The organism is Loigolactobacillus backii, from assembly GCF_001663675.1.
Taxonomy (GTDB): domain Bacteria; phylum Bacillota; class Bacilli; order Lactobacillales; family Lactobacillaceae; genus Loigolactobacillus; species Loigolactobacillus backii.
On the sequence record NZ_CP014873.1, the window covers coordinates 706472 to 719585 of the forward strand.

Here is a 13114-nt window from a genome sequence, read left to right on the forward strand (position 1 = left end):
AGCGACCTCCTTTATTATTTAGTCGTTGTGTTTCAAGGGACGGTGTTTAAACTTCCGCGTTGCTGCAACTGCTTCTTGCCAACCTTCATAAAGATTTTCTCGTTCATCGGCAGGCATTTTAGGTTGGAACATTTCACCTTCTGTATAGTGCTGCTTCAAGTCGGCGAGATCCTTCCAGTAACCAACTGCCAGCCCAGCTAAGAAAGCTGCACCTAAAGCAGTTGTTTCCAAATCATGAGCGCGCTGAATTGGAATATTTAACAGATCAGCCTGAAATTGCATCAAAATATCATTTTTAGCAGCGCCACCGTCTACTTTTAATAACGGAATATCAATCTTAGTATCTAATTTCATCGTGTCGACAACATCTCGCGTTTGGTAGGCAACGGACTGCAAAGTTGCTTTAACAAAATCCTCACGGGTCGTTCCACGCGTTAAACCAAAAACAGAGCCGCGGGCCGTTGAATCCCAGTAAGGCGCCCCTAAACCAGTAAAGGCAGGAACAACGTAAACTTCATTATCATTATGCGAGGCCGCCGCTAATTTCTCCGATTCCGGTGCTGTTTGGATCAGTTTCATTCCATCGCGCAACCATTGAATTGCCGAACCGGCCACAAAAATACTTCCTTCTAAGGCGTAATAAACTTTACCATTAATGCCGTAAGCAATCGTTGTTAATAGGTTATGGTCGGATAATTGTGGATGTTCACCAGTATTCATCACAATAAAAGCACCAGTTCCGTAAGTGTTCTTAACCGTTCCCGGTTCAAACGCCATCTGCCCAAAAAGTGCGGCCTGTTGATCCCCGGCCATCCCGGCAATCGGAACTTCACTACCATAAAAATGGTAATCCTTAGTTTTACCGTAAACTTCTGAATTTGGGTGAACCTCAGGTAACATCACCTTAGGAATATTTAAAAGTTTGAGGATTTCATCATCCCAGTGTAGCTCGTGAATGTTAAACAACATTGTTCGACTAGCGTTAGAATAATCAGTGATGTGTTTTTCACCACCAGTTAACTTCCAAAGAAGCCACGTATCAATCGTACCAAAAAGTAACTCACCTTTTTCGGCACGTTCTTGGGAACCTTTAACGTGGTCTAAGATCCAACGAATTTTTGTTGCCGAAAAATAGGCGTCGATAATTAGGCCAGTCCGTTTATGCACTAAATCAGCGTGACCATCAGCCTGTAATTTATCCGCAATTGAAGATGTTTGCCGCGATTGCCATACAATGGCGTTATAAATTGGTAAGCCCGTTTGCTTATCCCAAACAACCGTTGTTTCCCGTTGATTGGTAATCCCAATACCACTAATTTGCCGCGGCTTCACGCCAGATTCAATAAAAACATTCGCGATTGTCGATAATACTGCGTTCCAAATTTCGTTAGCATTATGTTCCACCCAACCAGGTTTAGGAAAATACTGCGGAAATTCACGCTGCGAATCCGCTACTTTATTACCTTGCTGGTCAAAAATAATTGCCCGGGTACTTGTTGTTCCCTCATCAATCGCCATAATATAAGTTGCTTCTTTTGCCAAAATAAATCACTCCAATCTTTTTTAAGTAGTAAAACGCTAACATAATATTCTTTATAAGCATAATCTCCTAACGGGTAATTGTGAATTAATATGCTGACTTATCGTATAAATTTTTACTTGTGCAAAATTTAGTTATACCTTATGGCAATTAAAATCCTTTTAAAATTAATTAATTGACTTCAAAAATTTCCGTTTGTGAATTAAAAAAGTTGTTACTAAATTACTTTTTGGTGTTAACTTATCCAATAATTCAACTAATTTTCCAACCACTATTTAGCGAAATTGAATTTTAGGCACAAAAAAAATTGCGCTAAAATTTAATTTAGCGCAATTCATTGGTCAATTTTTGCTCAGTACACGTAACTTATTTTTGCATTTGTTGTAACTTTTGCATCATTTGTTGTTGTGCTTGTTGCTGAGCCTTTTGTTCTAATTGTTGTGTTAGAGCCTTTTGTTGACTCTTAGACATACTTGGATCTTTTGTCATTGCTTCTTTGACCTGTGTTTCAATCGCAGTCTTCATCTGTTTCTGGGCTGCCGTCGCTTGTTTTTGTAATTGCTTTGCTTGTTTAGTGCTTAAAACTAACCAGTTATTGCCAACTTTAAACGTATTAGTTCGTTCTTTGTATTGATTATCAGCATCTAAACCGGCATACATTGCTTTAAAGAAATTATTTTTGAATACATAATGCGTTGTCTTAGTAACCAACTTCGCCGTTTTTGTACTTCCAGATTTGACTACCTTATTGGTTGTCTTTTCATCTGCTTGGGTTGTTGTTGGCTTCTTCTGCGTTTTATCAGTCTTATAGATATAGACTTTTTCTTTACCATTACCTAATGGTTGGTAAAGTAGCATATTGATATTAGCACCCTTCATATCAGCTGCCGAAGCAATTGATTTTTCAGTGGTCGTTGTTTTTTCTTTCATACCATAATGATTATTATCCGTTGCAGATATTGATGCAATTGGCCAAATCAAAATGGCAAGTGCCAAAACAATTAAAACATTACGTAGCCAACCACTTTTAAGTCCAATTGTGAAAACTGCAAATAAAATGGCACCAACAATAATTAATACAATTATCATTATTTGTCACCTCCTGTTACGGTAGCACCGCGCTTATCTTTCAAGAAGAAGGCAATAACTAAACCTATAACACAGAAAATTGCGGCGACTAGAAAGGCTGAATGATAGCCTGTCAAAACAGCATTAATTGCACCAGTCTTATAGTGTAACGGTGTTGCGTGTAAAACATGCTTACTTGGCATTGAATTGCTTGTTTGATTAGATAAGACACTAATTAAAATAGCAGTCCCAACTGCACTGGCAACCTGCCGAACAGTGTTATTAACGGCAGTACCTTGACTAATCATATTAAACGGTAATGCGTTCATCCCAGACGTTGTCGTTGGCATCATAACCATTGAGATACCAAACATCCGAACGGCATAGAATAATGAAACAACTAAAATAGGTGATGACTGCGTTAAGCCCATATATGGAATTGTTCCAATTGTAAGAAGCGTCATCCCAACAATTGCCAAACGTTTGGCACCGATTTTATCAAAGAGTTGGCCGGTAACAGGACTCATTACCCCCATCATAATGGCACCTGGTAATAGGATTAATCCAGAATGGAAGGCCGATTCACCACGAACCGTTTGAATATACAAAGGTAATACCATTTCTGCCCCAACCATGGCCATCATAACAACTGATGACAAAATTGTGGCAATCGTAAATTCAGATGACTTAAAAACACGTAGTTCCAAGAAAGGTTTCTTCATGGTTAATTGACGCCAGCCAAAGAGTCCAATAAACACGATCCCAATAGCTAAGCCCCAAACAACGATGGAACTACCCCAACCTTTATCGCCAACTTCGGAAAAACCGTATAATAACGATCCAAAACCGATTGTTGATAAAACTGCGGAAAGAACATCTAAGGAAGTTTTATTTGTTTCCAAAACTTTACGCATAAAGAAGAATGCGGCAATAATAACAAGAATAGAAATTGGTAAGATCATTCCGAAAAGGACCCGCCAATTGTAGGTATCAATAATCCAGCCAGAAAGCGTCGGCCCAATAGCTGGTGCTAGCCCAATTGCTAATCCAGTAGCCCCCATGGCCGCCCCACGTTTCTCTGGTGGAAAAATTGAAAGTGCCAGCGTCTGCATTAATGGCATTGAAATACCAACACCCACGGCTTCAACTAGGCGCCCTGAAAGCAGGATTGAAAAGTTAGGTGCCACGTAACACATCCAAGTTCCGATCGTAAATATCGTCATTGCACTAATATATAAGTATTTACTATTAAAACGATTAATCAACCACGCAGTAATCGGAATCATAATTCCGTTAACTAATGTAAAACCAGTTGTTAACCACTGGACGGTCGACGTTGAAACACTAAATGCCTTTTCTAAGGTTGGATAAGCAGTTGCAAGTAATGTCTGCGTTAAAACAGTTCCAAAAGTTCCGATGATGACTGTTGCAAGTAACAAGTTACGGTTATATGGCTTGCCATTTGCGTCAGTTGGTTGATTCTTTGCCATGTTTCAAGGCCTTCTTTCATAAAAAGTACTGAGAATGACTATAATACCTTTGAATTTAGTTGTCAAGTAAATTGACAATAGTTTTAATAAAGTTGACAATGACGTTAAGGTTGTTATAATCAATGTCATTGTAGGTTAATTTAACGACTTAAGGGTTCTAACACGGAAAATGTAGGTGAACAGTATGAGTTTTGATCTAAAAAAATCTATGTTATCAATGGACAATTTAATTTTTGGAATTGGTCAGATTAGTGAAATGACAGGGGTTTCGACACGCCAACTACGCTATTGGGAAAAGCGCGGTTATATTCATCCTTTAACAAAGGAAGATGGTAAGGCGCGGCAGTATGACTTTAAAACAGTAATCGCAGTTTTAAGTATTAAACACTATCTAGATGAAGGCTATACACTTCAAGCCGCCGTATCCAAAGTTTCACAGTATACCAAACAGGCTTCGTTATTTCATCGCTTTATGCGTCGTCAATTAAAGGGTATTTCCATTGTTGACGGACATGATGCCTTAGATCTTGGTTATTTTGATGGAACTAAAACAAAAAAACTTTACGGTGTCATCAATGGATCTGAAACTTACTTTAAACTTTTGAATCCAGATGAAGTTCAGGACATTCCACTAGGTTAGTGAGCAATATTAATAGGCTAGGACTTCTGTCTAGCCTATTAATATTTTCGAGCATTACTCCAGAATGTGCGCCAAAAGTCTGAGTTCACATGCCAAACTACAGCTAAGCCAAAACCGACTTTTGTCCCACTTCATTTCTTTTTTACTTTAACCAGCATCAACCTTAGCAATTTTTCCTTGTTCAATATAAACGGAAAGAATAGCGATATCGGCTGGATTAACCCCACTAATTCTTGTTGCCTGAGCAATCGTCTCAGGCTGTATTTTTTTTAATTTTTGGTGAGCTTCAGTGGCTAAACCACTAATAGCATCATAATCAATGTTGGCTGGAATCTTTTTAGCTTCCATTCGCTTAAGCTTCTCAACACGTGCTTCGGCCTTTTTAATGTAACCAGCGTACTTAACCTGTATTTCAACTTGCTCGATCACACGCCGATCAATTCCTTCTACGGCCGGTATAAATTGAACCAAATCCTTATAAGTTACTTCTGGGCGCTTAAGGAATTCACTTGCTAAAACGCCATCTTTTAATGGCGCCGCTTGATGTTCTGCTAAAAAGGCGTTAACGGCGGTACTAGGCTTAACACGAACACTATTTAAGCGCGCTAGTTCATTTTCAATCGCCGCTCGTCTTTTTAAGAATTTAGCGTAACGTTCCTCGGAGATCAGACCAAGCTCGTGGCCTTTTTCGGTTAAACGTAAATCTGCATTATCGTGACGTAAGATCAAACGGTACTCGGCACGACTAGTTAATAACCGGTAAGGCTCATTAGTTCCCTTGGTCACTAAATCATCGATCATAACACCAATATAAGCGTCACTTCGTTTTAAAATAAAGGGTTTTTCAATTCCCTTGGCACGTAAACCAGCGTTAATTCCGGCAATTAAGCCTTGGCCGGCCGCCTCTTCATAACCTGAGGTTCCATTCATTTGTCCAGCAGTGAAAAGATTCTTAACAACCTTGGTCTCCAAAGTTGGGCGTAATTGATAAGGTTCAACAACATCGTACTCAATGGCGTAACCTGGTCGCATTAGCTGAGCGTGCTCTAGGCCAGCAACTGAATGCAACATTTTCTGTTGAACTTCTTCAGGCATTGACGTCGAAAAGCCTTGGACGTACCACTCTTCCGTGTCCCGACCTTCTGGTTCAAGAAAAAGCTGGTGTCGGCTCTTGTCAGCAAAACGAACAATTTTGTCTTCAATTGACGGGCAGTAACGAGGACCGACCCCTTTAATGACACCAGAAAACATCGGCGCACGATCTAAATTCTCCCGAATAATCTGATGCGTAGTTGGATTAGTGTACGTTAACCAGCATGAAATCTGATCCTTTAAGTATACCGAATCAGGCGTATCATAACTAAAATGATTAACCTCTTTATCACCAGGTTGTTCCTTAGTTACCGAATAATCAATCGTTGTACCATCTACTCGTGGTGGTGTTCCTGTTTTAAAACGAGTCAAAGCAAAACCTTGTTTAAGTAAATCTTCGGATAACTCATTAGAAGGCTGCGAATTGTTAGGACCAGAAGCATACTGCAATTCGCCAATAATAATCTTTCCTCGTGAAGCGGTCCCTGCTGACAGGACAACACTTTTAGCGTGATAACGTGCCCCTGTATTAGTAACAATTCCTACGCAAGCACCATCTTCAACCAACAACCGATCAGCAGTTCCCTGCCGCAGAGTTAAATGTGGTGTCCGTTCAATTGTATCCTTCATTGCTCGGTGATAAGCGTGCTTATCAGCCTGAGCGCGTAAAGCTCGAACTGCCGGTCCTTTACCAGTATTTAGCATGCGCATTTGGATGTAAGTTTTATCAATATTATGCGCCATTTCACCGCCAATCGCGTCAATTTCACGAACAACGATTCCCTTGGCCGGACCACCAACTGATGGATTACAAGGCATAAAAGCAACCATATCTAAATTAATCGTTAACAATAACGTTTCATTGCCCATTCGTGCTGCAGCCAAAGCGGCCTCGCTGCCTGCGTGACCTGCACCTACAACAATGACATCATAATCTTGAGCATCGTATTCTTGAACCTTCATAACATAACTCCTTTATTCGTAAAGTCGCGTATCATTATGAATTTAATAGCAGTGAGTAGGATAAAAGTCACTCAACTATCCTTCATAATTACGACTAGTTATTTACAATAATTATCATTAAATCTTCTAATTAAGCGCCAATTCAAGCGCGCTTATTTTCCTAAACAAAATTGGCTAAACAACTGATTCAAGAGTTCATCCTGATAGGAATCACCTGTGATTTCACCGAGTAGATCCCAACAGCGCGTCATATCGATTTGAACTAGATCAACTGGCATACCATCATTAATTCCTTTTAAAACATCATCAAGTGCTTGATCGGCCTGATTAAGTAAACCAATTTGCCGGGCATTGGTTACCAGTGTATTACTCTGACTATTTTCGATGCCACCCCAGAACAAGTCTGCAATGCGCTCTTCTAATTTATCAATCCCATTTGTAGTCAGCGCCGAAATGGCGATAATATCTTCAGCCGCAACTTGTCGTTTTAATTCTTGATCATCTAATTTAACGGGTAAATCAGTTTTGTTTAAAATAATTAATCGTTTTTTATTCCTAGTTGCTGCCAATAATTCATTATCTTCATCTGTTAAAGGCTCGCTATTATTCAGGACCAACAAAACGAGATCAGCGGCCGTGATTGCTTTACGTGAACGTTCGACACCAATCTTCTCAACTTTATCTTCAGTGGCGCGAATACCAGCAGTATCAACTAACTTTAGCGGTACATCCCGAACGTTAACGTATTCTTCAATCACATCCCGCGTTGTCCCAGGAACATCCGTTACAATCGCCTTATCTTCATGTAATAAATGGTTTAGAAGACTGGATTTACCGACGTTAGGGCGACCGACAATGGCGGTGGCTAATCCTTCACGCAAAACCTTGCCCCGGTTAGCTGTGGCTAGTAAATCCTCAATTCGTTGCTTAACCATCGTTGCCTTTTCGACTAACATTTTAGTTGTTACCGTTTCAACATCATCGTATTCCGGGTAATCAATATTAACTTCTACTTGGGCCAAGGCATCTAAAATATCCTGACGAATCCCTTTGATTAAATGGGATAAACTACCATCCAATTGATCAACAGCTACCTGCATTGCGCGGTCTGTCTTAGCCCGGATTAGGTCCATTACTGATTCAGCCTGTGTCAAATCAATGCGCCCGTTCAAAAATGCACGTTTGGTAAATTCACCTGGTTCAGCCATGCGCGCACCGTAACTTAATAAAAGTTGCAGAACATGATTAGTGGCAACAATCCCGCCATGCGTATTGATCTCAATAATATCCTCACGGGTGTAAGTTTTGGGTGCTAGCATGACCGAAACCATTACTTCATCAACCACCGCATGTGTTTTAGGATCAATTATGTGCCCGTAATTAATCGTATGACTGGCAACTTTATGCAAGTCTTTTCCCTTGAAAACCTTACAAGCAACTTCAACTGCTTGCTCACCGGATAAACGAACAATCGAAATGGCTCCCTCGCCCGGTGGTGTCGAAATAGCAGCAATTGTATCAAATTCACTAGTTGTATTTGCCATACTAATACCCCTTTTTTAACTAATACCTTATTTTTGCCCATAAAAAAAGCGCCTACACCACGACCTAAATAAGCCGTGATAAAGCACTTTGACTACTTCATCTCAATAAGATAAGAATGTTTTATTAGCACTAATATAAATGCTTACTTTTAATTTGTCAACGCCTTGTTAGCATTATTCTAAGTTTAAGCGCGCTTAATTCCAAGAAATATTCGAATAGTGTCCTTTTTAAACCCATCCAACAAAAGCAGATTTAAAACGGTTCTTTCTTTGGTAAGACAACCACGTAGCGATGCGGCTCATCGCCTTCTGAGTGCGTTATTACGTAGTTATTTTCGGCTAGGTGAGCATGAATTTGTTTACGTTCAAAAGCCGGCATTGCGTCTAACATAATTGGTTTTCCGGTCGCAATCGTTTCGCGGGCCGTTTTATCGGCCAATCGTTGTAAAATTCCCGTTCGCCGTTCACGATAGTCCCCCACATCAAGTAATAACGCAAACTTGGAGTGAGCCTGATGATTTAAATATACTTGACCCAGGTACTGCAGGGCGTTAATTGTTTTACCGTGGTGTCCAATTAATAAACCTTCTTGCTTAGTAACCAGGTGAAACGTTAACTGATTGCGTGGGGCCCGCTGCATATTGATAGTAGCCGTCGCTGGAATCTGTTTAGTAATTGCCATTAAATAAGCACGCACGCCGTCTAAGGCCTTTTTATCTTGCTGCTTATGCTCTGGCGTCATCACTTGTAATTGTTGCCTACTTTTGGGTTTAGGCGTTACTGAATTCGAAGATTCAACTGTTACTTTGGGCTTTGAAACTGGTTCTTTTTTTTCAACTTTGGGTTCATTTTCTTTAGTTATTGACTGTGCAGCCTTTAATTTAGTAGTAATCAATTCTAACGAAACAATTGCGGGCTTTCGACCTAATCCAAAAAAGCCCTTCCTACCTTCAGACACAACTTCAACTGTCACAGCATCTCGGATCACTTTCATGTGTGCCAAGCCTTTTTGGATGGCATCTTGAATTGAGTTGCCTTCAAACGTCGGCATATTTGTTCCTCCTAAGTTCTCTTAATAGTGAGATTTTATGCATGCACAAAACCTTGTAGAAGTCATTCTATCCTCATTGGGCAAAATCACGACACCAAAATATGGCTTCTAGCCTACATAATACCAATTTAATTTTACCAGTTTTTAGAGTAAGGAATAAGGTTAACGAAAAAAAGAGTGAACTAATTAGGCTGAACTCTCAAAATAACAAGAAGTTACGCCCAAATAGCTCACTCTTTTATGTAATTTAACGTTTACGTTTCTTACTACGCCGGGCCTTTTCAAGTTGACGTTGTAGATCATGTTGCTTTTTTTCTTTTTCCGCGCGCTCTGCACGAATTTTAAAGGGATTCATAAACAACAACGTTTGTCCCACTGAAAAGGCATTAGTAACGACCCAGTACACTGCCAAAGCTGATGGTAAATTAATGGCAGTAACTAAAATGATGATCGGCATCCCCCAAACCATAAGCGTACTTTGGATACCACTTTGTTGAGCCTGCCCCATCATTGTTAACTTAGAAGTTCCCCAAGTCAAAATTGCAGCCAAAATTGGTAAAATAAAGTAAGGATCAGGTTTACCTAATTGCAGCCACAAGAATGTCCCGGATTTTAATGCCTGTGTTCGTTGAATTCCCTGATATAATGCGATCAAAATCGGCATTTGAACCAATAATGGCAACATACTAGCAAATGGATGAACACCTGCATCAGAATAAAGTTTTGACGTTTCTGCCTGTAGTTTTTGCTGTGTTTCTAGATCTTTGGAAGAATATTTATTCTGGATTGCCTTCATCTGTGGCTGTAAATCAGCCATTTTACGGGAACTCTTCATTTGGTATTGCATTAATGGCAAGATAATAATCCGAATAATTAAAGTGAAAACAATAATTCCGACACCATAACTACCACCAAATAATTTTGATAACCAAATAATTGCCCGGGAGAAATTCCAGATAATGTAGTGATCCCAAATACCCGTACTGTGCTGCGTAACTGGCTTAGTTGAACAACCAGCTAAGAACAATACCAGTGTAAAAAGACCCGCAACACCAAGTATTCGCTTCTTTTTCTTCAAATCCTATTCCCTCACTTCATCCGTTAATAGTCCAGCTAACGTCAACGCGTGGACCAAATTTTGTTTGGCCGCTGCTTGATCAAGCGTATCCGCATGCGGACGCGCAATAACAAGGAAGTCAACGTCGGATTTTAACATTGGTTTTAACTCCTGCAGACTTTGACGAATATGACGTTTAACTTGATTTCGGTGAACAGCATTACCAATTTTTTTACCTACCGAAATTCCAACACGGAAATGTTTCTGTTCCGGCTTATCCATTCGGTAAATAACGTAATTACGGTTGGCCTTTGAATCACCAAGCTCAAATACTTTTTGAAAGTCTGCTTCTTTTTTAACACGGTATGATTTTCTCATGACTGATGCTCCACTATTAATTAGGTTAATATCGAAAAAAGTCACGCCAGCTATTGGTCCGGCAAGATCTGCCTGCCTTAACCGCGTGACTTTACGTCAAAAATAATAAAAAAGACCACTAAGGGTCAGTGGCCTATGCAGACAATACTTTTCTACCTTTACGGCGTCTACGTTGTAATACATTACGACCGTTGCTAGTACTCATACGCTTCATGAAACCATGCACACGTTCGCGATGACGCTTCTTTGGTTGGTATGTTCTCTTTGTTGACATATTTTGACACCTCCTGCCTGCTTAATTCTCGTAAAGACACTTCTACCGATTACAAAACATTATAACGGATAAAGTAGGCCTTCGTCAAATTGCAATTACTCAGATATAATAGCACACCTCACTCATTAAGCAAATAGTACCTTAATAAAAGTTATCCACAAAATAAAAAATATACCGTCTTTTTTGTGGATAACCCAAGCAATACATTTTAGTTTTCTAAAAGAAATACACAGCGTTCTTCCTGTTATTTACACAAAATAACAGGCTGTTTAAAAACAATACACAGGCTTGCGTTTCTCTGTTGATAACTTGTGAAACAGTTGCTATATCAGCGTTTAAAAACTAGAAGCTAGCTGTGGATAACTAATGTTTCACAGACTAACTCACACTTTTTGTAAAGCTGTGGATATTGCTTTAAACAGCCTTGTGGATATCTATTTAGATATTTTCACAGTTTATTAAAAGTTGTGGAAAACTTTTTTATAGAATGCTAGAATGAAGGTACGTTTTTTGAAAAGGAGGCCTTTTTGTGCCTGATTTGGACGATTTATGGGCTAAACTAAAGGAGAAATTTCAATCCGAACTTACCCCCGTAGGGTATAACACTTGGATTGCGGACGCTACTCCCATAGCCTTAGAGAATCACCGGCTCGTTATCGAAGTCCCATCACCTTTACATAAGGACTATTGGGATAACCATCTGGCAACAAAAGTGGTTGAAGGGGTTTATGAAATCGCCGACGTAGAAATTACGCCAGTATTTCGTGTGGAGGGATCTACTGATAAGCCACAACCGACAATCACTACCGAGATGCCTAAAACGACGCAGGGAGAACAGCCAGCTAGTGTGACACCAACATTTATGCGCCCAACGCATTTAAATAGTAAGTATACGTTCAACACATTCGTCACTGGCAAGGGAAACCAGATGGCGCATGCCGCAGCGTTAGTTGTTTCAGAGGAACCCGGAACAATGTATAATCCGTTGTTTTTTTATGGTGGTGTTGGACTTGGAAAAACTCATTTAATGCACGCAATCGGTCACCAAATGTTGATTTATCGCCCAGAGGCTAAAGTTAAATACGTAACCTCTGAGGCTTTTGCAAATGATTTTATTAATTCGATCCAAACGCGACAACAAGAGCAGTTTCGCCAAGAGTACCGTAGCGTTGATTTACTATTAGTTGATGATATTCAATTCTTTGCTGATAAAGAAGGGACGCAAGAGGAGTTTTTCCATACCTTTAATGCACTCTACGATGATAAAAAACAAATTGTTCTTACTTCCGATCGTTTACCGAATGAAATTCCCAAGTTGCAAGAACGACTTGTTTCACGGTTTAAATGGGGACTATCCGTTGATATTACCCCGCCAGACCTTGAAACTCGGATTGCAATTCTAAGAAATAAAGCTGACGCCGAACAACTTAAAATTCCTGACGACACACTTAGTTATATTGCCGGTCAAATTGATTCTAATATCCGTGAACTTGAAGGAGCGTTGGTTCGTGTACAAGCATTCGCAGCAATGAAACACTCTGATATCACGACTAGCCTGGCCGCTGATGCCCTAAAAAATCTTAAGTTAAATGGTAAAGCAAGTGGTTTATCAATTCTTACTATTCAAAATGCAGTTGCTAAATACTACGATATTTCTTTAGCTGATCTTAAGGGGAAGAAACGAGTTAAATCAATTGTAATGCCCCGGCAAATAGCAATGTATTTATCCCGTGAGATGACTGATAACTCACTTCCAAAAATTGGTAAATCATTTGGCGGCAAGGATCACACAACTGTTATTCACGCGCACGAAAAAATAAGTCAAGAATTAGAAAATGAAGAACAACTTCAAAGTGATATCCGTGAACTTAAGAATATTTTGAAGCCTAAATAAATTGCCTGTGAATAACTAACAAGTTATCCGCAAAGATATTCACAAGATATCCACAGGTGAATATCTTTCGGTCTTTACGTTTCAGTTTGTTTTCCACAGAGTTAACATGCCCTACTACTATTA

11 protein-coding genes are annotated in these 13114 nt (G+C 39.7%); 2 read left to right on the forward strand and 9 right to left on the reverse strand.

Features of this window, described 5'->3' with window-relative positions; translation table 11 throughout:
* Positions 1–18: 18 nt before the first annotated feature.
* The 3 genes from glpK to AYR53_RS02975 form a co-directional block, all read right to left on the reverse strand.
* A complete protein-coding gene (glpK, locus tag AYR53_RS02965; protein ID WP_263850799.1) occupies positions 19–1542 on the reverse strand; it encodes a glycerol kinase GlpK in 1524 nt (507 codons plus the stop codon).
* A 364-nt stretch (positions 1543–1906) separates the two neighbouring features.
* A complete protein-coding gene (locus tag AYR53_RS02970) occupies positions 1907–2629 on the reverse strand; it encodes a DUF4811 domain-containing protein (RefSeq protein ID WP_068279486.1) in 723 nt (240 codons plus the stop codon).
* Positions 2629–4098 (reverse strand): MDR family MFS transporter, encoded by a 1470-nt coding sequence (locus AYR53_RS02975; protein ID WP_068279484.1) that lies wholly within the window; start codon positions 4096–4098, stop codon positions 2629–2631. Before AYR53_RS02975 ends, AYR53_RS02970 begins: the two co-directional genes overlap by 1 nt.
* A gap of 184 nt (positions 4099–4282) precedes the next feature.
* Between AYR53_RS02975 and AYR53_RS02980 the strand changes: the two genes are divergently transcribed.
* Positions 4283–4738, forward strand: coding sequence for a MerR family transcriptional regulator (locus AYR53_RS02980; protein ID WP_068225928.1), 456 nt, complete (start codon positions 4283–4285; stop codon positions 4736–4738).
* 147 nt (positions 4739–4885) lie between these two features.
* Here the strand turns inward: AYR53_RS02980 and mnmG are convergent, their stop codons facing one another.
* The 6 genes from mnmG to rpmH form a co-directional block, all read right to left on the reverse strand.
* Positions 4886–6793 (reverse strand): tRNA uridine-5-carboxymethylaminomethyl(34) synthesis enzyme MnmG, encoded by a 1908-nt coding sequence (gene mnmG, locus AYR53_RS02985; RefSeq protein ID WP_068279483.1) that lies wholly within the window; start codon positions 6791–6793, stop codon positions 4886–4888.
* A gap of 152 nt (positions 6794–6945) precedes the next feature.
* Positions 6946–8337: a tRNA uridine-5-carboxymethylaminomethyl(34) synthesis GTPase MnmE gene (gene mnmE, locus AYR53_RS02990; protein WP_068279482.1), complete on the reverse strand. Its 1392-nt coding sequence runs from the start codon at positions 8335–8337 to the stop codon at positions 6946–6948.
* 253 nt (positions 8338–8590) lie between these two features.
* On the reverse strand, positions 8591–9388 hold the full coding sequence (jag, locus tag AYR53_RS02995; protein WP_068225925.1) for an RNA-binding cell elongation regulator Jag/EloR: 798 nt from the start codon (positions 9386–9388) through the stop codon (positions 8591–8593).
* Positions 9389–9635: 247 nt separating this feature from the next.
* On the reverse strand, positions 9636–10466 hold the full coding sequence (gene yidC, locus AYR53_RS03000) for a membrane protein insertase YidC (protein WP_068279477.1): 831 nt from the start codon (positions 10464–10466) through the stop codon (positions 9636–9638).
* Positions 10467–10469: 3 nt separating this feature from the next.
* The gene (gene rnpA, locus AYR53_RS03005; RefSeq protein ID WP_068225923.1) at positions 10470–10823 is read right to left on the reverse strand and encodes a ribonuclease P protein component; all 354 of its coding nucleotides are present in this window, start codon (positions 10821–10823) and stop codon (positions 10470–10472) included.
* Positions 10824–10956: 133 nt separating this feature from the next.
* Positions 10957–11097 (reverse strand): 50S ribosomal protein L34, encoded by a 141-nt coding sequence (gene rpmH, locus AYR53_RS13260; RefSeq protein WP_075168934.1) that lies wholly within the window; start codon positions 11095–11097, stop codon positions 10957–10959.
* 529 nt (positions 11098–11626) lie between these two features.
* On the opposite strand from rpmH, the gene dnaA reads away from it, so the two are divergent.
* Entirely contained in the window at positions 11627–12991 is a 1365-nt protein-coding gene (dnaA, locus tag AYR53_RS03010) for a chromosomal replication initiator protein DnaA (RefSeq protein WP_068279475.1), read from the forward strand.
* The last annotated feature ends 123 nt before the right edge of the window (positions 12992–13114 follow it).